The organism is Kocuria oxytropis, assembly GCF_040981195.1.
Lineage (GTDB): Bacteria > Actinomycetota > Actinomycetes > Actinomycetales > Micrococcaceae > Kocuria > Kocuria oxytropis.
Map to the genome: position 1 here is coordinate 1 of NZ_JAVFXA010000026.1, position 24,699 is coordinate 24,699.

The window sequence follows — 24,699 nt, forward strand, 5'->3', positions numbered from 1 at the left end:
GGTTCTCAGACTCTCCTTCAGGGGCTGGATCAGCAACTAACTACCCCTGCCACAAAGTCTGACGCGCGACATCCGAGCGCACCACCCCAGCCAACCCGTTGCTGCCCATGACCGGCGATGAGTACATCGAGTCCCTCAAGGACGGCCGGGAGATCTACCTCCACGGTGAACGCGTCGAGGACGTCACCACCCACCCGGCCTTCCGCAACTCGGTGCGCATGGTCGCCCGGATGTACGACGGCTTCCACGACCCCGCCACCTCCGACAAGCTGCTGACCGACACCGACACCGGTTCCGGGGGCAAAACCCACCCCTTCTTCAAGGTCCCGAAGTCCGTGGAGGACCTCAAGGAGTCCCGCGTCGCGATCGAGACCTGGGCGCGGATGAGCTACGGCTGGTTTGGCCGCTCCCCCGACTACAAGGCCGCGTTCCTGGGCACCCTCGGGGCGATGCCGGAGTTCTACTCCCCCTACCAGGAGAACGCCGCGCGCTGGTACAAGGAGTCCCAGGAGAAGGTCCTGTACTGGAACCACGCGATCATCAACCCGCCCGTGGACCGGCACCTGCCCCCGGACGATGTCGCCGATGTGTTCATGAAGGTGGAGAAGGAGACCGACAACGGGGTCATCGTCTCCGGGGCGAAGGTCGTGGCCACCGGCTCGGCGATCACCAACTTCAACTTCATCTCCCACTACGGGCTGCCGATCAAGAAGCCCGAGTACGCGATCATCTGCACCGTGCCCATGGACGCCCCCGGGATCAAGCTGATCTCCCGAACCTCCTACGCCCAGAACGCCGCAGTCACCGGCACCCCCTTCGACTACCCGCTGTCCTCCCGGATGGACGAGAACGACGCGGTGTTCATCTTCGACAAGGTCCTCGTGCCCTGGGAGAACATCTTCGCCTACGGGGATCCGGACCAGATCAACGGGTTCATGCCCCAGACCGGGTTCATCCAGCGCTTCACCTACCAGGGCTGCATCCGCCTGGCCGTCAAACTCGACTTCATCGCCGGGCTGCTGCTCAAGGCCCTGGAGATCGCCGGCACCCAGGACTTCCGCGGTGTCCAGGCCAGGGCCGGAGAGGTCATCGGATGGCGCAACATGTTCTGGGCCCTGGCCGATGCCATGATGCTCAACCCTGACGAGGGCCCCAACGGGTCGGTGCTGCCGAAGATGGACTACGGGCTGGCCTACCGGATGTTCATGGCCCAGGGCTACCCCCGGATCAAGGAGATCATCGAACAGGACGTCGCCTCCGGGCTGATCTACCTGCCCTCGGGTGCCCTGGACTTCAAGAACGCCGAGATCCGCCCCTACCTGGACAAGTACGTGCGCGGCTCCAACGGCATCGAGGCCGTGGACCGGGTGAAGCTGATGAAGCTGCTCTGGGACGCGATCGGTTCCGAGTTCGGTGGCCGCCACGAACTCTATGAGCGCAACTACTCCGGCAACCACGAGAACGTGCGCGTGGAGATGCTCATGAACGCCATGCACAACGGCACCACCGACACCATGCACGGCATGGTCGAGGACTGCATGGCCGAATACGACCTCGACGGCTGGACCGTGCCCGACCTCTTCGACGGCTCCGACGTCAACGCCTACCTCCAGCGCGACCGCGACCGCAGCGCAGGCCACGGCAACGCCCTGCGCGACCGCTGAGCCCGGCCCCACGCTCCCAGCGGCCCCGGGAACTCGTCTTCCCGGGGCCGCAGGGCACCACGTACCCGTCCGACGGTGCAGCCGTCGACCATTCCCATCTCCCCAACAACGAACCACCAGGAGTGCGAAGACCATGACGAACACCCAGACAGAAACCGGCGCGGCAACGCGCAAGGAGAACGAGGGCACCGCGGTCGAGGCCGGGTCCAAGGCCACCGAGCGGTTCACCGCCTCGTCCAAGCTGGCGAAGCTGGAGGTGTCCCAGGAGCGGGTGTCCCTGCTGGCCGGCGAGGCGATCAAGGCGATCAACGACATCGCCGTGGAGCACCGGGTCACCTACGAGGAGTACAACGCGCTCAAGGCGTGGCTGATCAAGGTCGGCACCGACGGGGAGTGGCCGCTGTTCCTGGACGTGTGGCTGGAGCACACCATCGAGGACGTCAACTCCGCCGAGCGCCCCGGTGCGGTGGGCACCATCGAGGGCCCCTACTACGTCCCGGACTCCCCGGTGCTGCCGACCCCGGCCACCCTTCAGATGCGCGAGGACGAGGAGGGCACCCCGCTGCTGTTCAAGGGCCGGTTCACCGACACCGACGGCAATCCCCTCCAGGGCGCCCAGGTGGAGATCTGGCACGCCGACGCGGCCGGGTTCTACTCCCAGTACGCCCCGGGGCTGCCGGAGTGGCTGTTCCGCGGCACCGTGAAGGCCGACGAGAACGGCTACTTCGAGATCAACACGATGCGCCCGGCCCCCTACCAGATCCCCACCGACGGGGCCTGCGGGCAGCTGATCGCCGCGGCCGGGTGGCACGCCTGGCGCCCGGCGCACATCCACATCAAGGTCTCCGCGCCGGGGTACCAGCTGGTCACCCAGCAGCTGTACTTCCCGGGCGACCCGCACAACGAGGACGACATCGCTTCGGCGGTCAAGCCCGAGCTGATGCTCGACCCGGCCCCGCGCACCGACGGTGGGGCGGGCGAGGAGGTCGTCTACGACTACGTCCTCGCCCGTGAAGGCCAGACCAAGTAAAACACCCTCGCCCCTCGGCGGAACCAGTGCCGGTTTCGCCGAGGGCCCGCCCACCGAAGAGGACTGCACCGATGAGCATGGCCTTCACGCACGAGACACTGGGGCAGCGGGTGCTGTTCGGCACCGGCGCCGCGGCCGAGCACGTGGCCGCCGAGCTGGAGCGGCTGGGGGCGACCCGCCCGATGGTGATCGCCGCCGGCCCCGAACGGCCCCTGGCCGCCACCGCCGGTGTCGAGGCCGCCCTGTGGTGGGAGGAGGTCGTCCAGCACGTCCCGGTCGAGGTCGCCGAGAAGGCCCGCACCGCGGCCGCAGAGCACGACATCGACGCCCTGATCAGCGTGGGCGGGGGCTCCACCACCGGCCTGGCCAAGGCCATCGCACTAACCACCGGCATCCCGATCATCGCCGTGCCCACCACCTACGCCGGGTCCGAGGCCACCGACGTGTGGGGACTCACCGAGGACCGCACCAAGACCACCGGGGTCGACCCCCGGGTGCTGCCCGTGGCCGTGGTCTACGACGCGCACCTGTCGGCGTCGCTGCCGGTGGGGCTGTCGGTGGCCTCCGGGCTCAACGGGCTGGCCCACTGCATCGACTCCCTGTGGGCCCCGCGGACGGACCCGATCAACCAGGCAATGGCCCTGGAAGGCGCCCGGGCGCTGAACCTTGCCCTGCGCGGGATCGCCGCCGACCCCGAGGATCTCACCGCCCGGGAGCAGGCCCTCTACGGGTGCTACCTGGCCGCGGTGGCCTTCGCCTCGGCCGGGTCGGGGCTGCACCACAAGATCTGCCACGTCCTGGGCGGGACCTTCGAGCTGCCCCACGCCCAGACCCACGCCACCGTGCTCCCGTACGTGCTGGCCCTTAACGCCCCGGCCGTCCCCGAACTGGCCGGACGCCTCGCCACCGCCCTGGGGCACTACGCCCGTGGCGAGCAGGAGGATCCGGGGACCGCGATGCTCCACGGGCTGCCCGTGGCCGAGGGGAACCACCCGGCCGCGATCGCCGTGACCGCCCTGGGCGCTCTCCACCGGGCGGTGGGCGCACCGACACGGCTGGCCGAGTACGGGTTCACCGCCGAAGGGATCCCCGAGGCCACCCACCGGATCCTGGCCGCCGCCCCGGCCTCCAACCCCGTGGCCGTGACAGAGGACAACATCACCGGACTGCTCACCGCCGCCCTGACCGGTGCCACCCCGGCCCTCGAGACCCTGATCAGCCACTGACCCGCCACAGCACCCCGCCCCCACGACCCCGGAGGACCCCACACATGACCGAGACCACCACCGGCACGGACCTCTCCGCCGAGCAGGCCCGCCGCGAGACCGAGCTCACCGACCGCGTCCTGGCCTCCTTCGACGGCACCCCTGGCGAGCGGTTGAAGGAGCTGATGCAGTCGCTCACGAACCACCTGCACGCCTTCGTCCGCGAGACCCGCCTGACCGAGACCGAGTGGAGCACCGCGATCGAGTTCCTCACCGCGGTGGGGCACATCACCGACGAGAGGCGGCAGGAGTTCATCCTGCTCTCCGACGTGCTCGGGGCCTCGATGCAGACCATCCTGGTCAACAACCCCGCCGCCGGCGACGCGACCGAGGCCACCGTCTTCGGGCCGTTCTTCGTCGACGACGCCCCGCAGGTCCCGCTGGGTGGGGACATCGCCGGCGGTGCCCCGGGGCAGCCGTGCTGGGTCGAGGGCACCGTGGTCGACACCGACGGGCATCCAGTGCCGGGGGCGCGGATCGAGGTGTGGGAGGCCGACGAGGACGGCTTCTACGACGTGCAGTACACCGACAGCCGGGTGGCCGGGCGCGCTCACCTGTTCACCGACCAGGACGGGGGCTTCCGGTTCTGGGGGCTGACCCCGACCCCGTACCCGATCCCGCACGACGGGCCGGTCGGGGCGATGCTGGCGGCCACGGGGCGTTCCCCGGTGCGGGCGGCGCACCTGCACTTCATGGTCACCGCCCCCGGGCTGCGGACCCTGGTCACCCACATCTTCGTCGAGGACGACCCCCAGCTGGAGGTCGGGGACTCGGTGTTCGGGGTCCAGGACTCGCTGATCAAGCGCTTCGAGACCCAGCCCGCCGGCACCCCGACCCCGGACGGGCGCGACCTCGCCGACCGGGAGTGGGCCCGCACCCGCTTCGACATCGTCCTCGCCCCCGAGGCCGTCTGACGGCTACAAGACGACGGCGATCAGATCCAATTCTCACCAAATTCCCCCTGCACCCCCTGTCAGGTGGATTGCCGACATGGGCGCGCAGCTGCCCTCCAGGGCCCGCCTCCCCCGCAGGCCTTGGAGGGCAGCTGCGCATTCGCGCTGTCGCCCGCCACCGGATCAACCCAAGGGGATCCCGGCGCAAGCGATTTCTGGAAAGCCCCCACGGCACCTGGAAGAGCTCGAACTCGTGCATTTCCCTTGCTGTACGCGGCGTCGAGACACGCTCCCAGAGGCCTCGGATTCCCTCCGGGGCGCCCCTCCCGTCACGTGCATGATCCCGACGACTACCACGTACTTCCATGAGCCCTACCCCGGGTCGGCGTCCTCCTCATTTCCGGTCCCGTTATCCGACCCACAGCACACCGAGCAGAGCGAGTCCGGCGACCCATACGGTGGCTGCCGCCGCGAGAAGAAACGGTCGCGCGCCCACCCGGGTGAGCAGTGACGCGCGGATACCGGTGCCCAGGGCGAACATCGCGGCGGTCAGCAGCGCGGTTTGTGCTGCGTGGGCGGCGGTGAGCACGACGTCTGGCAGTAACCCGGTGGAGCGCAGTCCCGCACAGGCCAGGAACCCGACGATGAACAGCGGAACCACCGGGGGGCGCCTGACAGCTGCGCCGGTAGCGGTGGTGTGCGTGCGCTGACGGGCGCTCAAGAGGGTGATGACCGGAGCGAGCATCATCACCCGCGCCAGTTTCACCGCGGTGGCGAGCGTCAGGGCGCTTCCACCGATGACTCCCCCGGCGGCCACGACCTGAGCGACTTCGTGAATGGACCCGCCGGCCCATAATCCTGCCTGCGTCTCCTCCAACCCCATGGCCTGGGCCAGCAGCGGCACCAGCGGGATCATCACGGTCCCGAAGATCACCACCAGCGCGATGGAGGTGAGGACCTCCTCCTCTTCTGCCTCCACGACCTCATCGGCAGCGGCAACCGCGGCCGCTCCGCAGATGGAAAAGCCACAAGCGATCAGCAGCCCCTGCGCCCGGGACAGCCCGAGCAGCCGGCCCAGGCAGACTGTGCCCGCAACACCGAGCCCCACCACGGCGACCACCACAGCCAGCATGCCCGGGCCCAGCCCCAGCAGATCACCGAGCACCAGCTGCAGCCCCAGCAAGGCAATGCCCACGCGCAACAATTCCTTGGCGGTGAAGGACAGACCCGGCGTCAGCCGGGCGGGCAGCGGAAGCAGGTTGGCGACCACGGCACCGAGCACGATGGCCAGCAGCAACGGGCTCACCGCCGGTAGCCACCTCCCGGCCCCCAGCACCAGCGCGGTCGTCGCGGCGCAGAGGACCACTCCGGGCAGAAGTGCTGTCACCGTGGTGGAAGGAGACGATGTCCTCGGTGGGGTCAATGGGGCGCTCATGGTCTCCACCCTCCGGCAGGATCACCCGGTGCGATAGACCGCGTTTCAGCACCACGGCATATCAAGAACGCATGGCCCACATATTAGGCATATGGTGCGAGCATGACGCAGTGGCCGGATCCGACGGTGCTGGAGTTGCTGGTGGGCATCGACGACCACGGCAGTCTCAGCGCTGCCGGCCGGCACGCAGGAGTGTCTCAACCCAATGCCAGCCGCGCCCTCCAGCTCTTCGAACGTCAGCTGGGGGTGGCCTTGGTGCGGCGCAGCCCGGCCGGTTCCACTCTCACCCCGGAAGGCACCGTCATCGCGCACTGGGCGCGCCGGGTGCTGGACGAAACCCAGCAGCTGCTCGAGGCAGCCGAGGGTCTGCGCGCTCACCGGCAGGCAGAACTGGCCGTGGCGGCGAGCATGACGGTCGCCGAGCACTTGGTGCCCGAGTGGTTGAGCCGCTTCCACCGGGCACACCCCGAGGTGCGGGTCCACCTTCAGGTGCACAACTCCGATCAGGTCTTCACCGACGTTGCCACCGGAACCTGCGACGTCGGGTTCGTGGAATCCCCCTCCGTTCCATCACCGCTGCACCACCTGGTGGTGGCCCGCGATGAGCTGGTGGTCGTCGTTCACCCCACCCACCACTGGGCTCACCGGCGCAGACCCTTGACGATCAGCGAACTGGCCGGAACCGCCCTGTTGGTCCGCGAACCGGGTTCCGGGACCCGCACCACACTGGATCTGGCGCTGCAGTCCTACGACCGCGCCGATCCACTGCTGGAGATGGGCAGTGCCGCAGCGATCCGTACCAGCGTGCTGGCCGGAACCGGTCCCGCGGTGATGAGCACGCTGGCCGTGGCCGAGCAGGTGAAAGCCGGGGAGCTGAGCGTCATCAAAGTCCCCGGCCTGGAACTGCACCGTGCGTTGCGGGCTGTCTGGACAGGCCCGCGGCGCTTGATGGGCCCAGCCGGAGATCTGGTCCACCTGGCACAGGACCACCACGCCCGGCCCAGTATCGCTACATCTTGCCCTAACATCTGAGCCGCCCACCCTTCTTGGCTCCCTGGTCCTTTGCATCACGGGAGCCGGAAGGATCGATCGGCGCCCCGCCTGCACCGGATGCCCAGCCCTGTTCTCAGGTTCCGGTGCCACCTACCAGATGCTCACCGTCACCGCCGCCTCGACTCCCCCTGTCGATCACGGAGGTAATGGGCGGGGAATCGTTGTGCTTGGTCACCGTCACCCTCCTGGGGGCAGGTGTGGCCCTTCCATTGATAGCCCACAACACCGTTGCCCGCATGCAGTGGTCCACCACAGAGCGCCCCAGCTCAGCACCCGGTGAGCGCCGTCGGGCAAGAGTCGAGTAGGCCTGCTGCGTCAGGGTTGGCCATCCATTGATCCGATGGGGACAGAAGCCCCGCAGATCGTGACAGTGCACATCCACGACCCGGGACGCCTGTCTGCCGAACACTTCGAGCACCCCCATGTTGCCACGAGCATGACGGGTCTGGCCTACGCGATGAAAGACCTGCCAGTGGGTACCGCCTACGCGGTGTGGGTGGGCATCGGTGCGGTGCTCACCGTCGTCTACGCGATGGCCACCGGTGAAGAGCTGATCTCGGTGCTGAAGATCGTGTTCCTGCTGATGATCATCGGCGGGGTCCTCGGGCTCAAACTCTCCCACTGACACCGCACCGAGGTGCTCATCATCATCAGCAGATGGTGGTTGCGACCAGCATCTCGGCCCGAGGATAGGCCGCCCGCCTGGCGTACTGGATGGCCCGGTCCACGCGCTCCAGGCTGATGATCCGCACGCTCGGCTGCCGCGTTGCGGTATCAGTTGAGGGGGAGCAGGCATTGTCGGCGGCCGGGGCCTATGGCCGGTACCGGGACCGGCGAGGACCAGCGCGGCCCACCTTGAAGTCTGCGGCCGCTAACCGGGCCATAGGCACAGCAACCTGAACAAACGACCAGGCTCATATCCCGCCGACCGCCTCCGCTTCTGAGCGGCCACCAACGCCCCGTCACTCATTTCCCGACCCGTTCCTGCGGCCCGGAAGCCAGCCGAGTTCAGCCGACGTGCCAGTGACGGCGAATGAGCTCCTCACGGGCAGCCCCATCTTCTGCAAGGTCCGTACCCGGCGTGGCGTCGTCGGTGTCGCGTAGGCCCCGGAGCACGGCGTCGATGAGCGCGCCGGGGAAGACGCCGTCGGCCTCGAAAAGCTCACGCTCGGACTCGAGCGCCTCCGCCGACTCCGCGCACGAGGTGGGCAGTCGCTGGAAGTCATCGTGGTTGGCGGTACTGAGTCGCTCGGCCAGCTCCAAGCTCCCGGGATCACTGAGCCCGCGCTTGGCCGCGACGGCCATACCGGCCAGCAGCAGGTGCACGTCGGCCGAGCCGTCGCCGAGCCGGAGCTCGACGGTCTGCGGATGCGTGGCGGGTTCAGGGATGGGCTCGGCGCCGCCGGGATTGGCGTGGGCGAGCATGTCGGCCAGCACGTCCCCGCCCCAGGCCAGTGGGACCCGGACCAGACCGGTGCGGTTCTTCTCACCCCAGCAGATGTCCTCGGGTGACTCCTCACCGTCGGTGAATCGCAGGTAAGACGTGGGGACCGTGTTGCCGAACGCGGTCAGCGCCCTGGACGCCGAGAGGTAGCCCGCGATCAGCCGACGCCCGGTGTCGTTGATCCCCTCCGCCCCGACGATGGTGCTCACACCGTGGCGCACCAGCCGGCTGTGGATGTGCAGGCCGTTTCCTGCGCCCTTGCCGCTCACCAAAGGGGCGAAGATCGCCTCGAGACCGTGGGCATGGGCGACCTCGCGCACCACCCACTTCGCCACCACGAGGTTGTCGGCTGCCTGCTCCAAGGGCACGGGTTGGAGCTCGATCTCGTGCTGCACCAGCTGCCGGTCGTCCTCAAGGATGTTGCCGACCTCGCCGTGGGCGTACTTCAACGCCACTCCCATGGCGCAGAGGTGACCCAGCACCTGCTCCCGGACCCGCTGGCCCTTCGAGAAGGGCCCCGATTCCTGATAGCCGCGCTCCTGCTCGACAGGGTAGATCCGCTCGGGCTCGCCGACGAGGTAGTACTCCAGCTCGCCGAAGGCTTCCAGCGTCATGCCGATCTCCTGGCTCAACACCTCGGCAGCCCGGCGCACCACCTGCTCGCGCGCGTAGGACAGCGGCTTGCCGGCCTCGTCGTAGAAGGAGCACAACACGTCGAGTGAGCACCGCGCCCCGAAGGGGTTGAGGAAGGCGGTGCGGTGCCGCGGAACGATGTAGACGTCGCTGTTGTCGGTATCGGTGCCAGCAAAGGCACTGGAGCCGTCCACCCGCTCCCCCCGCGTGAGCACCTCAAGGAGGTGCTCACGCGAATTGATGGGAAAGGCCAGGGTCTTCAGACGCCCGTCACCGCCGACATAGCGCAGGTTCACCTGCTGCAGCCCCAGCTGTTCGGTCGCCCGCACCAGGTCCCCGCCGGTGAAGTCGGCCGAGGGCTTGCCGAGCAGGCGGACGATCGGGTGGGGCTCGAACGCGTCGATGGCCATACCCTGTTCTACCAGCGCCACAGTGCGTGCCACCAGCGTTAAGACGCAGAGGCCCTACCGAGAACGACCGGACCGGCGAAAAGCGCCGGCCGCGTGTCGGGCCGGTGACACTCTGTCCCGTGACGGGTTCAGTGGAGGATCGGTAGTGCCGCCCCGGCGGTCGCCGTAACGGTGTGGTGAGGATAGCTAGGTGTCCTCGTACTCCGCCGGGGGTTCGAGGTCGATCTCTCCGTGCAGGCGCCGGTGGTTGAACCAGTCGACGTACTCGGCCACCGCGACCTCCAGGAGGTCCATCGACTTCCAGGGGCCCCTGTTGCCGATCAGCTCGGCCTTGAACAGCGAGTTGAACGCCTCGGCGAGGGCATTGTTGTAGGTATCGCCGGTGGCTCCTACCGAGGCCACCGCCCGGCCTCGGCCAACCTCTGTCAGTTGTAGAGTTAGGCTCGCCTCGTGAGCAGCCGCGGCCCCTCGGACAATCACCTGGCGATGGGCATCGCCTTCGGGCCGCTGATCGGGGTAGTGCTCGGGCTGCTGATCGACAACATGGGCCTGGGTCTGGCCCTCGGCATCCCGATCGGGATGGTCATCGGCCTGCTGTGGCCGGCCTTCACCGGCAAACACGACCACCCGGAGGACCCCACCGATTGATCATGCCCGGGTCACCGAGGCATGTCACCGACAGCGACACCCCGCTTCCGGGCGGCACCGCCCACGGGGGCGGCGCCGGCTGCTCAGTGACTGCCCTCGATGAAGGCCCCCGCGGACCCCTCCTCCCCGGGCTCCGCGCCAGCGGCGGGACTTCACCGTTTCCCCCACCCCCCTAGGTTTTACGGGGCCCGGCGATACGGCCGGTCAGAACGGCAGCTCGCCGTGCTCCGGGGAGACAATGAGCAGTCCGAGGACCTGGTGGTCCGGGGCGTAGACCACGCGGCCGATCCACTGCCCCGCCTCACACTCGAGGGTGGTGTGCCCGATCAGCGATCCATGCGCTGCCTCCCCGAAAGCGAGGGGGGTGCCATCGGGCAGCTCAACCCGGGTGTCACAACAGCCGGTGAGATTCCCGGTGTCCGCGACGGCCTGCGCCCAGATGCCCAGGACGACCTCGCGGGTCAACACCGCGGCGGTGTCCGTCGTCATCATCGCCTGCAGGGCCTCGTAGTTCCCGGCATCGATCAGCCCGAAGATCCGCTCGGTGCTCTCGAGCAGATCATCGGTCGCCGTGGGTGTGCCCATGGTCTGTCCTGTCCGTGGATCCCGGGGTGATCCGAATCGTTTGAAGGCCGCCTGCCGAGTCATGCCGAGCACTTCGCCTATCTGCGCCCAGGTGTGATCGTGCGCACGCGCCCGGGTGACCGCCTCATGCAACTGGGTCCGGGCCCGCTCCAACCGCACCCGGGCGGCAGCAACCTCGGCGAGGACACCGTCATCGTTCACCGCAACCGCCTTCGCTCCTGCCCCGGGGCTGCCTGCTCCGACGATGCGGCAGGCAGTACTGCCCCGGCCAGAATGAACGCCGGGGCCCACCAGGCGCCGTTCTGCGCACCGAGCCGATAGAAGACGTAGCCCAGCGGCACGGCGACCGCGGCAGCGGTGGCGTAGGTCCGGGCAGGGACGGTCCCCCGCTGAACAGAGGCAAAGGAGCCGAACCACAGCATCCCCCACAGCGAAAGACCGAACCCCGCCCCCATCACATAACCGGGCCACCCCACCGCGGTGAGCAGCCCGATCGCCACAGTGATCCCCACGACCACCAAGACGGACGACCACAAATTGCGCATGCTCCAGGATTCCTCCCCCACCACTGCCCGTCAACCAACAGTTGACGGATGGCATGCGTGGTGCTCCCGCCCCCTGATTCTGCATCCTCAACTCGCCGTCCCCCACCGCCGTTAAGCGGGCCATATGTAAATCGGTAGGGGCGAGGTCCTCTCAGGTTCGCTGTCGACTGATGAGCCAGGAGAAGTTCGAGTCGTCTCTTGACGTGCGGCGGACCTGTGGTCGTGGTCGGCTTGTCATGACTGCCCGATCGCGACCGGCAAGCGTTGCTGATGAAACACCCTCCCCGTTGCCACCCCCGTGCTCTACCGGCTTCCCGGTCCCCACAGCACACTCATCAGGATGCCGCTCCGCAGCCGCCCGATGCCACGGAGAGACACTGCTCAAGTCAGCCCGCGCCACCATCTGGCGTTGGCATAGGGATACGCGGCCCTGCAGCTCACCGTCGTGGAATCACGGCAGCTTCCTCGCTCCTGATGACCTGCACCTTTTGGTTTCGGCCGGTCAACGCCACCGAGTCACCAGCTCGGAATAGGCTGGCCAGCGAGGAGGCCCGATGCCACACCGCGCGATTGACGGACCGTTGACGCCACCGGGCGCCGAACGGCGCCGCGCCTCCACCGGGGCCGGACGCCTCGCTGTTCTCCACGCCGGTGTTCCAACCCCGGGCAGGTACCCGCTCGTACTCGTCCACGGCGGCGGGACCGACAGCTCGTCCATCTCGTGGTACCGCCTGGTCGAGCCGTTGGCGGCCGATCGTGAGGTGTGGGCGGTGGACCTGCCGGGGTTCGGCACCAGCATGGACGTCGCACCGGTCGGCGGCCCCGGCCCGATGGCGGATGTACTGGCCGAGGCGCTGGCCGCACTCGGGGTCGGACCGGCGGCGGTGTGCGGTGTGTCCATGGGTGGGGACGTAGCGCTCAATCTGGCGCTGAGGCACCCCGAGCGCGTCGCCGGCCTCGTGCTGATCGCCCCCGGCGGGCTCGTACCCTCACTCGGGTCCGCCGGTCCGCACCGTGCCGCGTGGCTTGCTGCGCAGCTGCCCGACCGGGTTCTGCTGCCGGCGGGACGGTTCGCGAACCGGTTCGTCCGTACCGCTCTGCGCGCCATCGTGAAAGATCCAGCGTGCCTGCCCGTCGAGGTGGTCGAGGAGTTCGCGCGGCTGGCCCGGGACCCCCGTGGCGTCCTGGGGTACGCACGGTACAACCAGGCCACGCTCGGCCGGGACAGGATGCTCAACGATCTAACCGACCGGGTCCAGGAGATCGGGGTGCCTGCGCTGTTCTTCCACGGCATGGACGACCCGATCGTCGACCCCGAGGGCTCGCGGCGCGCGGCGGAGCACATCCCGCGGGCTCGTCTCGTGCTGGTGCCCGACTGCGGTCACTGGGCGCAGCTGGAGCGCCACGACGAGTTCCTCGCCCGGGTGCACCCGTTCCTGACGGAGACGGACCGTGAGGCGACGCCCAGCTGAACGGTGTGCCCGAGCCACTCACGGTCGTCGAGGAGCGGCCCCTGCCGCTATTGGCCCGATGGTTGTGGCCCTCCGCAAGGGCGCAGCCCTGTTCCTGCTCCCTGTCCAGGGGGCGGTCCACGCGCAGACGCTCCAGCTCTGTCCCCGCGGGGAACCCCGGCGCAACACCGCAGTCCTCTTCGATAATGGGCAGCCGCCAAGTCGCTTGCCGCAACGGAAACAATCCCTTATTGTTTCCCTTATGGAAACATACTCCCAGGGACCCTCGCGCGATGAGGCCATCGATGCCTTGAGCGCGCTCTCTAACGACCGTGACCGACTCGCGGAAAGCATCCCGGTTCCCTGGTCGCTCCTGGCTGGCTTCGGAGCTGTGGCTGCATGGTGGGTCAGCGCAGCTGCGACCACGACTCCCGGGGAGAACTATGAACCGCCGGCGATGGGTGCTCTGGCCCTGGCCATCGTGCTCGTGGTCATCCATCTGATCCAGCGAGAAACCGGGATCCGCTTCCGCAACCTGGGATGGCAGGCCGGGCTGGCCGTGGCCGGAATCATCATCGGCTGCACGGTGCTGTTCAGCGTCTCCCTCGGCCTGGTGTCCTTCGGCCTGCACTGGGCCACCGCCATCACCAGCATCGTCGCGTTCGCCCTCACGACGTGGCTCACTGGATGGGCCTACCGCTGCGCAGCGCAAGATCTTCGCCGTGGCTGAGGCGCACTTCGACGACGTCATCCATGCGCCGCTGCGTCTGCGGATCTGTGGGCTTCTGCGCCCCGTCGACCGACTCAACTTCGCGGTTCTCCGCACCACGCTGGAGGTGTCGGACGCCACGTTGTCCAAACATGTGAAGACGTTGGTCGCGGCCGGCTACGTGGTCTCCGACAAGGCCGCGTCGGTGGACCGCGGTGATGCCCGCCGGGTGATGTGGCTGTCACTGTCGCCGGCGGGCAGGTCAGCGTTCGACGCGCATATACGAGCACTGCGGGAGATCGCCGACACCAGCTAATACTTGATGACCGGATCATTCGCGAGGTGATCACCGACGAGCCGACACCTCGACGCGAGCTGCGCATGTTCACGTCGCGCGCAAGCTGAACCCTCGTCTCAACGCGGGTATCCGATAGCTAAGCCATATGTAAAGCGGTGGAGGCGCCCCGACTCCCTCACTCGACTCCGCACTTCCTGCGCGGGGCTTGGTATCGGTGTGGGGTGGCAGCGACAGGACAATCAGGGTGCTGCGCGGTCTTTTCCGACTCATGCGTGTGGTGGCCGATCGTGCGGATCGGTCATCGATGACGACGGTGATGACGTGTGGTCATCGGGTACGAGTGAGCGGGTCCATCCGGCGAACGTGGTCGTGCGCCAACTCTCGGGCCGATTGCAACCCCCTCTCCTCAGGATCGCGACTTCCTCGCGTTATGGGCAGCCGATGACGACACCTATACTTGCAAATGAAATGCAAGATTAAGAATGGATGAGTCACGTGACCAGTCGCCCACGGCTCCACGGCCGCGCGTCATGGCATCGCCGGAGTGCCGCACCGATCCGCATCTGGATGGGCGTGCTGCTGGTCGTCATCTTGGTCCATCGCTGGGTTCCTGACTTCCGCTGGGTGATGGTGCACCTGGTGACCCTGGGCTTGATCACCAATTCGATCATGGTGTGGTCCCAGCACTTCACCGAGTCGTTGCTGAAGAACCGGCTGCCCGATGGCGCCAGGAGACGGCAACTGGCCCGCATCCGCACGCTCAACGTCGGGATCGTGCTGCTGATCGCCGGGTTGCTGAGCACCTGGTACTGGCTGACCGTGCTGGCGGCGGTCCTGATCGGGGCCGCGCTGACCTGGCACGGCACTGCGCTGCTGGGGCAGCTGCGCACGGCGCTGCCGTCGCGATTCGCTGTGACCGTGAAGTATTACGTGGTGGCGGCGTTCCTGTTGCCCGTCGGGGCGGTGCTGGGGGCCGTGCTGGCCGCCGGGCTGTCCGCACCGTGGCATGCCCGGGTCCTGTTGGCGCACGAGGCGACCAATGTGCTGGGCTTCGTGGGGTTGACGGTCGCGGGCACGCTGCTGACGCTGTGGCCCACGATCTTGCGCACCCGCATGGTCGGTTTCTCCTCTCGGATCACCGCAGTCGCTCTGCCGGTGATGACCGGGGGGATCGTGACCACGGTCGGAGGATCCCTGCTCGGGACGGTGTGGGTGACGGTGGCCGGTCTGGCCGCCTACATCTGTGGGCTGGTGGCCGTGGCGGTGGTCATGGCCGGCACCGCTTGCCGTCGGCGGCCGGCCGACTATGCGGGCTTCTCCGTGGCTGCCGGGGTGATGTGGTGGTTGGCCACGACGGTGGTGATCACCTGGCTGGTGGCCGGGCACGGATTCGAGACCGCGGTGCTGCGGCAGCTGACCGTGCCGTTCGTGGCCGGTTTCCTGGCCCAAGTACTGCTGGGGGCCATGACTTATCTCCTGCCTGTCACGATGGGCGGCGGCCCGGCGACCGTGCGGGCCGCCAATCAGGTGATCAACCGGGCGGCCATGTTCCGTGTGGTGGTCATCAATCTGTGCGTGCTGCTGTTCAGTCTGCCCCCCGGTCTGTTGCCGTCCTGGGTACGAGCCGGGGTCTCGGTGCTGGGGGCCGCGGTGTTCTTCGCCTTTGTTCCTCTGATGGTCTCTGCGGCCAAGGTCTCGGTGGCCGGGCGGAAGGCCGCTGCGGCACCGCCGTCTCGAAACCGGGCCCGGGCGGACACGTCGGCACCGAGCCCGGCTGCCCCGGGCGGGGAGGTGCCGGCTTCCCGGCATGTCCGCGGGGCAGTGGCCGGGGTCCTCACCGTGGCCACCGCGGTGGTGGTGGGCATCGCGCTGAATCCGGCGGCGGCCGGCTTCGATCTTCGCGCTCAGGGCGCCGGCCCGGTGCAGGCCACCGGAAGGACCACCACCGTGGAGGTCAGCGCCGAGGAGGGCATGCGGTTCGAGCCGGCCTCGGTGGAGGTCCCGGTGGGTGACGAGCTGGTGATCGAGCTGACGAACAACGACCCCACGAACGTCCATGACCTCGTCCTGGCTTCCGGGGCCAGCAGCGGCCGGGTGGCCCTCGGGCAGACCGTGACCGTCGATGCCGGGGTGATCGGTGGGTCGGTGGAGGGTTGGTGCTCGATCGTCGGGCACAAGAGCATGGGCATGGGCTTCGACGTCATCGCGGTCGACGCAGACGGTACCGCCGTGGCTGCGGCACCGGCGGCAGCGCAGGAGGCGCCCGGGCACCCCGGCCTGCACGCGCCCGCCTCGGATCCAGCCGCGGATCCGGCCGCGGATCCAGACCCGGCCGTGGACTTCGGCGCCGCACCCGGGGATCAGTTCGACACCCGCTCCCCCGTGCTGGAACCGGTGGACGGTGAGCCGGAGAGCGGGCGCCGGGTGCACCGGGTGGAGCTCGAGGTCGAGGAGATACCGCAGGAGATCGCCCCGGGAATGCAGTTGCAGGGGTGGACCTACAACGGCCGGTACATGGGCCCGACCCTGCACGGGCGGGTGGGCGATGTCTTCGAGATCACCCTGGTCAATGACGGTTCGATGGGGCATTCGGTGGACTTCCACGCCGGTGCACTCGCCCCGGACGGGCCGATGCGCACCATCGCCCCGGGAGAGTCGCTGGTCTACCGGTTCGAGGCCGTTCGCTCAGGCATCTGGCTCTACCACTGCTCCACAGCTCCGATGAGCACGCATCTGGCGGCCGGGATGTTCGGGGCCGTGGTGATCGACCCGCCCGGTCTGCCGGGCGTGGACCGGGAGTTCCTGCTGGTGCAGAACGAGACCTATCTCTCCCCGGCCGGGGACACTGCCGATGGAGGGGCGAACGCGGTGGTGGCCCCGGAGCGGGTCGCGCAGGGCGTGCCGTCGCTGACGATGTTCAACGGGCACGCCACCCAGTACGTCCACGACCCGCTCACTGCGCGGACCGGTGAACGGGTGCGGATCTGGGTGTTGGCCGCCGGGCCGTCGAAGGGGATGAGTTTCCATGTGGTGGGTGGCCAGTTCGACACCGTCTACAAGGAGGGCGCCTATCTCCTGCCTCCGGGTGGCACCGGGCAGGGCGGGGCCCAGGTCCTGGACCTGGCACCGGCCCAGGGCGGGTTCGTGGAGCTGGAGTTCTCCGAGCCCGGGACCTACCCGTTCGTCAATCACTCCCTGGCCGAGGCCGAACGCGGGGCCAGAGGGCTGATCCGGGTTTCCCCGTGACACCTCCTCCGCGCGCCCGACGAAGCCCACTCGTACCTGCCTGTCAGGACGACAGTCAAAGGTTTGTGACGCTCCCGCCCGCCCGAAGGGCAGAGCGCGGTGGAGGCCGTGTGAGTGGCCGGGACCCACCGGTACGGCCACAACGAACCCGTCCATCGCTACCGAAAGGAATGATCATGGTGCAGAAGTCGTCGTTGACCGCCCTGGCCCGCCACCAGCTGGAGATCGCCCAGCAGGCCCCGAGTGGGCGCAGCGCTCACACAGTGTTCGGCGGCCATGAGCAGGTGATGCGCCAGACCGTCATCGCGCTGCGAGCCGGCTCCGGGTTGAACGAGCACAACAATCCCGGTGAGGCCACCGTGCACGTCCTCCACGGACGAGTGCTCCTGAGCGCCGGGGAGCTTCAGTGGAACGGATCCCCAGGGGATCTGCTCATCGTCCCGCAGGCCCGTCACGGGCTGGAAGCGGTGGAGGACTCCGTCGTGCTGTTGAGCGTGGCCAAACACCGCTGAATTCCCGATGCGCGGCCACGGCACCCGCTACCGCGCACAATGATCGCCCAACTTCCCGTTGAGCGACGATGCGGCACCCGCTTGGTGCTCGCACCGGGACCCGCTGGAGAACCCGATGCCAGCTCGGGCATGAACCGCCAGAATCCTGATCCTGCCGAACCCATCAGAGGAGCAAAATATGCTGTCAGACACCGCCTACCCCGTCGTGAAGGCCACCCTGCCCGTGGTCGGGGAGAACATCCAGGAGATCGCCAAGCGCTTCTACGCGCACATGTTCGCCGAGCACCCCGAACTGCTGGACGGGCTGTTCAACCGCGGCAACCAGGCCGACGGGCGTCAGCAGCAGGCCCTGGCCGGGTCCGTGGCCGGCTACGCCGGATACCTGGTGAACAAGCCGACCGAGCTCCCGGACCATCTGCTCTCCCGTATCGCGCACAAGCACGTCTCCCTCGGGCTGGCCCCGGAGCAGTATCAGATCGTCCACGACCACCTCATGTGGGCCATCGTCGATGTCCTCGGCGAGGCCGTCACCGAGGAGGTCGCTGCGGCCTGGGACGAGGTGTACTGGTTGATGGCCAATGCGCTGATCACCCAGGAGCGTGGCCTCTACGAGGCCACCCGCCTGTCCCCGGACACCGTGTGGCGCACCTGGCGGGTGGTCGAGAAGATCGCCGAGACCGCCGATGTGGTGACCTTCGTGGTGGAGCGCGTCGATGAGCGTGAGGTCAAACCCTCGCTGCCAGGCCAGTACGTCACGTGCAAGATGGAGATGCCCGACGGGGTGCACCAACCGCGCCAGTACAGCCTCACGAAGGCCGATGATGGGCGGCATCGGGTGTTCGCCGTCAAGCGCATCCGCAGCAATGGCACCCCGGCCGGGGAGATGTCGACCTTGTTGCACGATCAGGTGCAGATCGGCGACGAGATCACGCTCTCAGCACCCTTCGGGGACGTGGTCCTGGAGTACACCGATCGGCCGGTGGTGCTGGTCAGCGCCGGGATCGGCATCACCCCGATGGCCGGGATGCTCTCCCACCTGGTGGCGGGCGGGGCCCAGCGCAAGGTGGTGCTGCTGCACGCTGATGCCTCCCCGGAGTCCTTCGCGCTGCGCACCCAGGTCACCGCCGACCTCGAGGAGCTGCTGGACGGATCCCTGGCCGTGTGGTTCGAACACCCCTCCGCCACCCCGGGCCCAAACGAGCACGCGGGACTGATGGACGTGCGGGCAGTGGAGCTGCCCGCCCAGGCCCAGTACTACCTGTGCGGGCCCCTGCCGTTCATGCAGGCGGTGCGCAGCGACCTCATCGCCCACGGAGTGCCGGCCAAGGACATTCAGTACGAGGTGTTCGGCCCCGACCTGTGGCTCGCCGACTTCGAGTAAGAACGCAAGTCCTGAGGAGGACGTCATGACCGAGGAATACGAGGACGGAATCGAAACGCTCTCGGCCAGTGTTTGCTGGACGCTGTTGCGGGCGACCGGCATCGGCCGTCTGGCGGTCTGGGTGGCGGATCACCCGGAGATCTTTCCGATCAACTACGTGGTGGACCACAGCAGCTTGGTGTTCCGCACCACGGAAGGCACCAAGCTCTCGGCGGCTCTCTCAGGTGTGCCCGTGGCCCTGGAGATCGACGGGTACGAAGCGTCGGTCAACCGGGCGTGGAGCGTGGTGGTCAAGGGACGGTCCGAGCAGATCCGCGGTATCGAGGAACTGACCGACACGCTGAGCCTGCCGCTGCTGCCCTGGCAGAGTGGACCGAAGGGACGGTTCGTGCGCATCGGCCCCACCACCGTGTCGGGACGCCGGTTCCAGGTGGCCGACCCGAAGGCGTGGCGCACCGGTCTGTCGGAGGCACCGCGTTCACCCGTGGACTGACCCACCGCAACGCCGACCGTCTGGGTCGGTTCTTCAGTCCAGCCCTGTGGCCTCGCCCGTGCGAGGCCACAGGGCTCGACGACGAGCACCGGTGACACTGGGCGATGCGCCGGGGCCGGCAGTGCTGCCGGTGTCAGCAGTCCGCTCTGACTCCGCCCTGCTCGGTCCTGCTGGCTCCACCCACCGTCCCCGTGGCGAGGCCATGCGAGCCCCGGAACAGGGACGGGGCCGCGGTGGTGGCGGGCGCGTTCATCCACGGCATCACCAGGCACCTCGACACCGCAGCTGGGGTTGTGCCAGGAGCCGGGGCAGGATCAGGTGTCTTGTGGATCCGCAGCAGGTACCGGTACGACCGCGATGACGTCCTGAATGGTGTGGGCGGCGCCGTGATCCGGTGCCTGCCGGGTGCGTAGTGCCGCGAGGTATCCGGCGACATAGGCCGTGACCGGCACGGCGGGGCGAGCCACCCCGGTGGAGACTACCCCGGCCAGAGCCAGCAGGTCGTCCAGAGGCACGTCCATGGCGTCCAGCTCGAACTCGGTCTTGAGCTGGGCGATCCATTCGGAGAGCAGGCGTCGTTCCTCAGACGTCATCTTCTTCGCCATGCCGCGTTCCTTTCCTCGGGGTCTTCTGTCAGCTGAGCCGGAACTTGTGCACGTCGTCCCAAGTGTCCACGTCCGCGGTGGCGTCCTCGGCCACAGTGACCTCCTGCAGGAGAAGGTCGTGGGTGAAGGAGCGTACCGAGCGGTTGGTGGGGTCCTGGTCCGCGTAGGCCGCGCGCAGCGCCTCGGTGCGGTACAGGGCGGCCAGCGGCTGGCGGCGACCGTCGGGGGTGACGCCGATGTGTCCGTCCGTTTCGGGCGCGGCCCCGGCGGACCCCAGCAGCAGGGGTACGGCGCGGGCCACTTCGGGCATGTCGCAGGCCAGGGTCATGGTCCAGTCCGCCAACGGCAGCGCCTCGAGGGCGGCCAGCCCGGCCGCGATGCCCGCAGCCGGCCCGGAGAACGGCGGATCCTCCCGGGTGCGCAGAACGCCCGCGGGGACGGCCAGCTCCGCGGGTCCGACCACAACGACCCCGGCAGCCCCTTGGACCGCTTCCACCGTGAGTTCCACGAGGGTGCGCCCGTTTCGCCGCAGGCTCGCCTTGGGTGTGCCGCCCAGCCGGGAGGATCGGCCCCCGGCCAGGACCACAACATGGAAGAGCAGAGCGCCGGCCGGAGTGTTCATCCGCCGGAAAAGGGCGGCAGGACGTCGAGCACGGCCCCGTCCGGGATCTCGGCCGCCGCATCTGGGCAGGCCACCCCGTCGAGCAGGAAGCTGGCACGGGACAGCACCTGGCCCAGCAGCGGTTGTCCAGGCACCGGTTGCTGGTGGCGTTGCGCGAGCAGTACCTCCACATCAGCGCGGGTACGGGGCGCGCCGTCTCCGGTGGGCAGCTCAAGGGTCTCGGCCTCGGTCCCGGCGGCTGCGCGTGCAGCCGCGAAGTACCGTACCCGCATGGTCGTACTGGTCGCGGAGGTCAGGGTACGGGGGTTGCTCTCTGTGGTGTTCTGGGTCATCGTTCCTGTTCCGGTCGGTGTGGTGGGGCGGCCACGGGTTCAGCCCCCGATCGCGCTCATCGGCCGCTCCGGCTGGACGTAGTCGGGTGAGTCCAGGCCCGTGTGGTCCATGCCGTGGGCGGCCGGCTTGGCCCACATCGCCGCCCGCCACCGCTCGGCGAGCTCGGCGTCGGTCGCACCGGCGCGCAGCAGCGGCAGCAGCTCGACCTCCTCGTGGGAGAACAGGCAGGACCGGACCCTGCCCTCGGCGGTGATCCGGGTCCGCTTGCAGTCGGCGCAGAAGGGCTCCGTCACCGAGGCGATGACACCCACGGTCCCCAGCGGCGCCTCCCCGGCCCCGGGAACCTCCTCGGGGGCCCCGGCGGGGGTGGTGGGGTGGACGTCCCAGAGCTCGGCCGGGGCGCCGTCGCGGGCGCCGGGGTGCGGGGTGAGCCGGAACCGGGTGCTGAGCCGGTGGCGGATCTGCGCGGCGGTGACCATCTCCGCCCGGGTCCAGCCGTGGTCGGCGTCCAGCGGCATCTGCTCGATGAACCGTAGGGCGAAACCGCGCTCCAGGGCCCAGGCGAGCAGCTCGGGGGCCTCGTGGTCGTTGACCCCGCGCATTAGCACCGCGTTGATCTTCACCGGGGCCAGCCCGGCGGCGGCCGCGGCCTCGGCCCCGGCCAGCACCTGCGCCAGGCGGTCCCGGCGGGCCAGGGCCCGGTAGGTCGCCGCGTCCAGGGTGTCCAAGGAGATGTTGATCCGGCTCAGCCCGGCCGCGGCCAGGGCCTGGGCCCGGGTAGCGAGGCCGATGCCGTTGGTGGTGAGCGAGACCGGCAGCTGCGGGTGGGCGGTGCGCACCCCGGCCACGATCTCCTCCAGGTCGGCCCGCACCAGGGGTTCCCCGCCGGTCAGGCGCAGCTCGGTGATCCCCAGCTGCCGGACCCCGACGTCGACGATGCGGGTGATCTCACCGGCGCTCATCAGCCGGGCGGCGGGCAGCCAGGGCAGGCCCTTGACGGGCATGCAGTAGGTGCAGCGCAGATTGCACTTGTCGATGACCGACAGCCGCAGGTCGGTGGCCCGGCGGCCGTGCCGGTCGGCGAGCCCCGCCTCCCGGGGCGCGCCGCTGGGGCCCGGACCGGCACCGCGGATCTGCGGAAGTCCCAGGGAAACGCCCATGTCACCGCCTCCAACATATCGATCAGCGCAATAGCACAGACATCACTTGCGTTATTTGACCCACCTTATGGGGTCACCTTGCTGGTCCCCAAAAGTTACTGATCGTTCCTTGGGTTGCGCACAACACCGTGCGTCCCGGGCATTAGGGACACGATTAGGGCAGGCCGATATGACGAAATCCCAGTGATTCGAATCGAACGATTTTCGAAGCTTTCGGCTAGGGGAGCCAACCGCCCTAGATCCCCGACATGCCGCCTCAGGGAGCGCAATGGGCTCGCCTTCTGAAACAAAGTTCTCTTTCTGAAACATATGACACGTCAGCATTTACCACGGAATGCATTATGGCCAGAACAAGTCGGGGCGCGACGATCAGTAACGCGTAAGAATGGCATTCTTGCCGGCGCATTACTAGGTTTCTTTCCATGACGACCGAATCCGTCCCGCCGCGCACCGATGGTCCTGCCTCCGACGCCCTGCTCAAGCTCGGGAAGTTCTTCACCCGCTGGGAGGAGTCACCGGACGGCCGCGCGGTCTTCCGCGAGGGCGGGCGGGCCGGGGACGCGTTCTACCGGAACCGGTGGAGCCACGACAAGGTGGTCCGCTCCACGCACGGGGTGAACTGCACAGGCTCCTGCTCCTGGAAGATCTATGTCAAGGATGGGATCATCACCTGGGAGGCCCAAGAGACCGACTACCCCTCCGTGGGCCCGGACCGCCCGGAGTACGAACCACGCGGCTGCCCCCGCGGGGCCGCCTTCTCCTGGTACACCTACTCCCCCACCCGCGTGCGCTATCCGTACGTGCGCGGGGTGCTGCTGGAGATGTACCGGGCCGCCAAGGCAGAGGTCGGCGGGGACCCCGTCCTGGCCTGGCAGGCCGTGGTCGGGGACCCGGAGAAGCGCCGGGCGTTCCAGCAGGCCCGGGGCAAGGGCGGGCTGGTGCGCTCCAGCTGGCAGGAGGCCCTCGAGATGACCGCGGCCGCCCACGTGCACACGATCAAGACCTACGGCCCGGACCGGGTCACCGGGTTCTCCCCGATCCCGGCGATGTCCATGGTTTCCCACGCGGCCGGCGCCCGGTTCTTTAACCTCATCGGCGGGGTGATGAACAGTTTCTACGACTGGTACGCGGACCTGCCGGTGGCCAGCCCCCAGGTCTTCGGGGACCAGACGGACGTGCCCGAGTCGGGCGACTGGTGGGATGCGACCTATCTGATGATGTGGGGCTCCAACATCCCGGTCACCCGCACCCCGGACGCGCACTGGATGGTCGAGGCCCGCTACCGCGGCACCAAGGTCGTCTCGGTGAGTCCCGACTACTCCGACAACACGAAGTTCGCCGACGAGTGGCTGCCCGCCCAGGCCGGCACCGACGCCGCCCTGGCCATGGCCATGGGGCATGTGATCCTGAAGGAGAACTTCGTGGACCGGCGGGTCACGTTCTTCGAGGACTACGTGGTGCAGTACACCGACCTGCCCTTCCTCGTCACCCTCGAGCAGCGCCCAGACGGCACCGTGGTGCCCGGCAAGTTCCTCACTGCCCAGGACCTGGGGCAGACAGAGGCCGCGGACGCGGCGTTCAAGACCGTGCTCCTGGACCGGGACGCGGGCACTCCGGTGGTGCCCCAGGGGTCGACGGGCTTCCGCTACAACGAGGCCGACGAGGGGAAGTGGAACCTGGACCTGCAGGGGGTGCGCCCGGCCCTGTCCGTCGCCGACTCGGCGTCCTACGAGCAGGCCACTAGCGTGATCGATCTGCCCGCGTTCACCGATGCCACGGGCGAGGGCTCGGTGGTCCACCGCGGGGTGCCGGTCACCGAAGTAGCCGGACGCACGGTGACCACGGTCTTCGACCTCATGCTCGCCCAGTATGGGGTGGGCCGGGCCGGGCTACCCGGCCAGTGGGCGTCCGGGTACGACGACGTGGAGACCCCCTACACCCCCGCGTGGCAGGAGGAGATCACCTCGGTCCCGGCGGCGGCGGTGGCCCGCATCGCCCGGGAGTTCGCCACCAACGCGGAGAAGTCCGGCGGCCGGTCGATGATCATTCTCGGGGCCGGCATCTGCCAGTGGTACCACGGGGACGTCACCTACCGGGCGATCCTCGCGATGCTCATGCTGTGCGGGTGCCAGGGCCGCAACGGCGGCGGGTGGGCGCACTACGTGGGCCAGGAGAAGACCCGACCGATCACCGGCCAGGCCGCGATGGCCGCGGCCACCGACTGGACCCGCCCGCCGCGCTTCATGATCGGCACCGCGTTCTGGTACATGCACACCGATCAGTG

23 protein-coding genes and 1 pseudogene are annotated in these 24,699 nt (G+C 68.5%); 15 read left to right on the forward strand and 9 right to left on the reverse strand.

From position 1 onward, the window contains the following. Positions 1-107 precede the first annotated feature (107 nt). The 4 genes from QYM41_RS16685 to QYM41_RS16700 all read left to right on the forward strand — a co-directional run bounded on the left by QYM41_RS16685 (position 108) and on the right by QYM41_RS16700 (position 4,873). Complete coding sequence (locus tag QYM41_RS16685; RefSeq protein ID WP_368800898.1) at positions 108-1,664, forward strand: 4-hydroxyphenylacetate 3-hydroxylase family protein; 1,557 nt, start codon at positions 108-110, stop codon at positions 1,662-1,664. 133 nt (positions 1,665-1,797) lie between these two features. Then, complete coding sequence (gene catA, locus QYM41_RS16690; protein ID WP_368800899.1) at positions 1,798-2,694, forward strand: catechol 1,2-dioxygenase; 897 nt, start codon at positions 1,798-1,800, stop codon at positions 2,692-2,694. Between the two features lie 71 nt (positions 2,695-2,765). Next, positions 2,766-3,920 carry a maleylacetate reductase gene (locus QYM41_RS16695; RefSeq protein WP_368800900.1) on the forward strand — a complete coding sequence of 385 codons (1,155 nt, stop codon included), beginning with the start codon at positions 2,766-2,768 and terminating at the stop codon, positions 3,918-3,920. A 44-nt stretch (positions 3,921-3,964) separates the two neighbouring features. Continuing rightward, positions 3,965-4,873: a dioxygenase family protein gene (locus tag QYM41_RS16700; protein WP_368800901.1), complete on the forward strand. Its 909-nt coding sequence runs from the start codon at positions 3,965-3,967 to the stop codon at positions 4,871-4,873. A 388-nt stretch (positions 4,874-5,261) separates the two neighbouring features. Here QYM41_RS16700 and QYM41_RS16705 read toward each other — a convergent pair whose 3' ends face one another. After that, positions 5,262-6,287 carry a YeiH family protein gene (locus QYM41_RS16705; RefSeq protein ID WP_368800902.1) on the reverse strand — a complete coding sequence of 342 codons (1,026 nt, stop codon included), beginning with the start codon at positions 6,285-6,287 and terminating at the stop codon, positions 5,262-5,264. Positions 6,288-6,389: 102 nt separating this feature from the next. Between QYM41_RS16705 and QYM41_RS16710 the strand changes: the two genes are divergently transcribed. Further along, positions 6,390-7,319 carry a LysR family transcriptional regulator gene (locus tag QYM41_RS16710; RefSeq protein WP_368800903.1) on the forward strand — a complete coding sequence of 310 codons (930 nt, stop codon included), beginning with the start codon at positions 6,390-6,392 and terminating at the stop codon, positions 7,317-7,319. A gap of 457 nt (positions 7,320-7,776) precedes the next feature. Continuing rightward, positions 7,777-7,965 (forward strand): DMT family transporter, encoded by a 189-nt coding sequence (locus QYM41_RS16715; RefSeq protein ID WP_368800917.1) that lies wholly within the window; start codon positions 7,777-7,779, stop codon positions 7,963-7,965. A gap of 383 nt (positions 7,966-8,348) precedes the next feature. Here the strand turns inward: QYM41_RS16715 and QYM41_RS16720 are convergent, their stop codons facing one another. Together QYM41_RS16720 and QYM41_RS16725 are read right to left on the reverse strand one after the other, a co-directional pair. Continuing rightward, a complete protein-coding gene (locus tag QYM41_RS16720; protein WP_368800904.1) occupies positions 8,349-9,827 on the reverse strand; it encodes a glutamine synthetase beta-grasp domain-containing protein in 1,479 nt (492 codons plus the stop codon). A gap of 195 nt (positions 9,828-10,022) precedes the next feature. Then, positions 10,023-10,252, reverse strand: a pseudogene (locus tag QYM41_RS16725) (integrase core domain-containing protein); the annotation flags it as partial. 25 nt (positions 10,253-10,277) lie between these two features. On the opposite strand from QYM41_RS16725, the gene QYM41_RS16730 reads away from it, so the two are divergent. Further along, a complete protein-coding gene (locus QYM41_RS16730) occupies positions 10,278-10,475 on the forward strand; it encodes a glycine zipper domain-containing protein (protein WP_368800905.1) in 198 nt (65 codons plus the stop codon). A gap of 204 nt (positions 10,476-10,679) precedes the next feature. Here the strand turns inward: QYM41_RS16730 and QYM41_RS16735 are convergent, their stop codons facing one another. Then, positions 10,680-11,060 carry a hypothetical protein gene (locus tag QYM41_RS16735; RefSeq protein ID WP_368800906.1) on the reverse strand — a complete coding sequence of 127 codons (381 nt, stop codon included), beginning with the start codon at positions 11,058-11,060 and terminating at the stop codon, positions 10,680-10,682. Positions 11,061-11,257: 197 nt separating this feature from the next. Then, complete coding sequence (locus QYM41_RS16740; protein WP_368800907.1) at positions 11,258-11,605, reverse strand: hypothetical protein; 348 nt, start codon at positions 11,603-11,605, stop codon at positions 11,258-11,260. Between the two features lie 554 nt (positions 11,606-12,159). Between QYM41_RS16740 and QYM41_RS16745 the strand changes: the two genes are divergently transcribed. The 7 genes from QYM41_RS16745 to QYM41_RS16775 all read left to right on the forward strand — a co-directional run bounded on the left by QYM41_RS16745 (position 12,160) and on the right by QYM41_RS16775 (position 19,695). Continuing rightward, positions 12,160-13,077, forward strand: a complete 918-nt coding sequence (locus QYM41_RS16745) for an alpha/beta fold hydrolase (RefSeq protein ID WP_368800908.1) — start codon at positions 12,160-12,162, stop codon at positions 13,075-13,077. A 436-nt stretch (positions 13,078-13,513) separates the two neighbouring features. Further along, on the forward strand, positions 13,514-13,786 hold the full coding sequence (locus QYM41_RS16750; RefSeq protein ID WP_368800909.1) for a hypothetical protein: 273 nt from the start codon (positions 13,514-13,516) through the stop codon (positions 13,784-13,786). Beyond that, complete coding sequence (locus tag QYM41_RS16755; RefSeq protein ID WP_368800910.1) at positions 13,779-14,081, forward strand: transcriptional regulator; 303 nt, start codon at positions 13,779-13,781, stop codon at positions 14,079-14,081. The genes QYM41_RS16750 and QYM41_RS16755 overlap by 8 nt, the downstream gene beginning before the upstream one ends. A gap of 549 nt (positions 14,082-14,630) precedes the next feature. Beyond that, complete coding sequence (locus QYM41_RS16760) at positions 14,631-17,309, forward strand: multicopper oxidase domain-containing protein (RefSeq protein ID WP_368800911.1); 2,679 nt, start codon at positions 14,631-14,633, stop codon at positions 17,307-17,309. Positions 17,310-17,488: 179 nt separating this feature from the next. Next, positions 17,489-17,821: a cupin domain-containing protein gene (locus QYM41_RS16765; protein WP_058874019.1), complete on the forward strand. Its 333-nt coding sequence runs from the start codon at positions 17,489-17,491 to the stop codon at positions 17,819-17,821. Between the two features lie 178 nt (positions 17,822-17,999). Then, positions 18,000-19,202: a globin domain-containing protein gene (locus QYM41_RS16770; protein WP_368800913.1), complete on the forward strand. Its 1,203-nt coding sequence runs from the start codon at positions 18,000-18,002 to the stop codon at positions 19,200-19,202. Between the two features lie 25 nt (positions 19,203-19,227). After that, on the forward strand, positions 19,228-19,695 hold the full coding sequence (locus QYM41_RS16775; protein WP_368800914.1) for a pyridoxamine 5'-phosphate oxidase family protein: 468 nt from the start codon (positions 19,228-19,230) through the stop codon (positions 19,693-19,695). 314 nt (positions 19,696-20,009) lie between these two features. Here the strand turns inward: QYM41_RS16775 and QYM41_RS16780 are convergent, their stop codons facing one another. The 4 genes from QYM41_RS16780 to moaA are packed head-to-tail and all read right to left on the reverse strand — an operon-like array spanning position 20,010 to position 22,415. Next, positions 20,010-20,300, reverse strand: a complete 291-nt coding sequence (locus QYM41_RS16780) for a DUF6457 domain-containing protein (protein ID WP_058874004.1) — start codon at positions 20,298-20,300, stop codon at positions 20,010-20,012. 28 nt (positions 20,301-20,328) lie between these two features. Further along, positions 20,329-20,922 (reverse strand): molybdenum cofactor guanylyltransferase, encoded by a 594-nt coding sequence (gene mobA / locus QYM41_RS16785; RefSeq protein WP_051063819.1) that lies wholly within the window; start codon positions 20,920-20,922, stop codon positions 20,329-20,331. Further along, on the reverse strand, positions 20,919-21,254 hold the full coding sequence (locus QYM41_RS16790) for a MoaD/ThiS family protein (RefSeq protein ID WP_017834538.1): 336 nt from the start codon (positions 21,252-21,254) through the stop codon (positions 20,919-20,921). The genes mobA and QYM41_RS16790 overlap by 4 nt, the downstream gene beginning before the upstream one ends. A 39-nt stretch (positions 21,255-21,293) precedes the next feature. Next, positions 21,294-22,415 (reverse strand): GTP 3',8-cyclase MoaA, encoded by a 1,122-nt coding sequence (moaA, locus tag QYM41_RS16795; protein WP_368800915.1) that lies wholly within the window; start codon positions 22,413-22,415, stop codon positions 21,294-21,296. 422 nt (positions 22,416-22,837) lie between these two features. Here moaA and QYM41_RS16800 point away from each other — a divergent pair. Continuing rightward, positions 22,838-24,699, forward strand: a 1,862-nt coding sequence (locus QYM41_RS16800; protein ID WP_368800916.1) for a molybdopterin-dependent oxidoreductase, incomplete at its 3' end; no start/stop codon positions are given.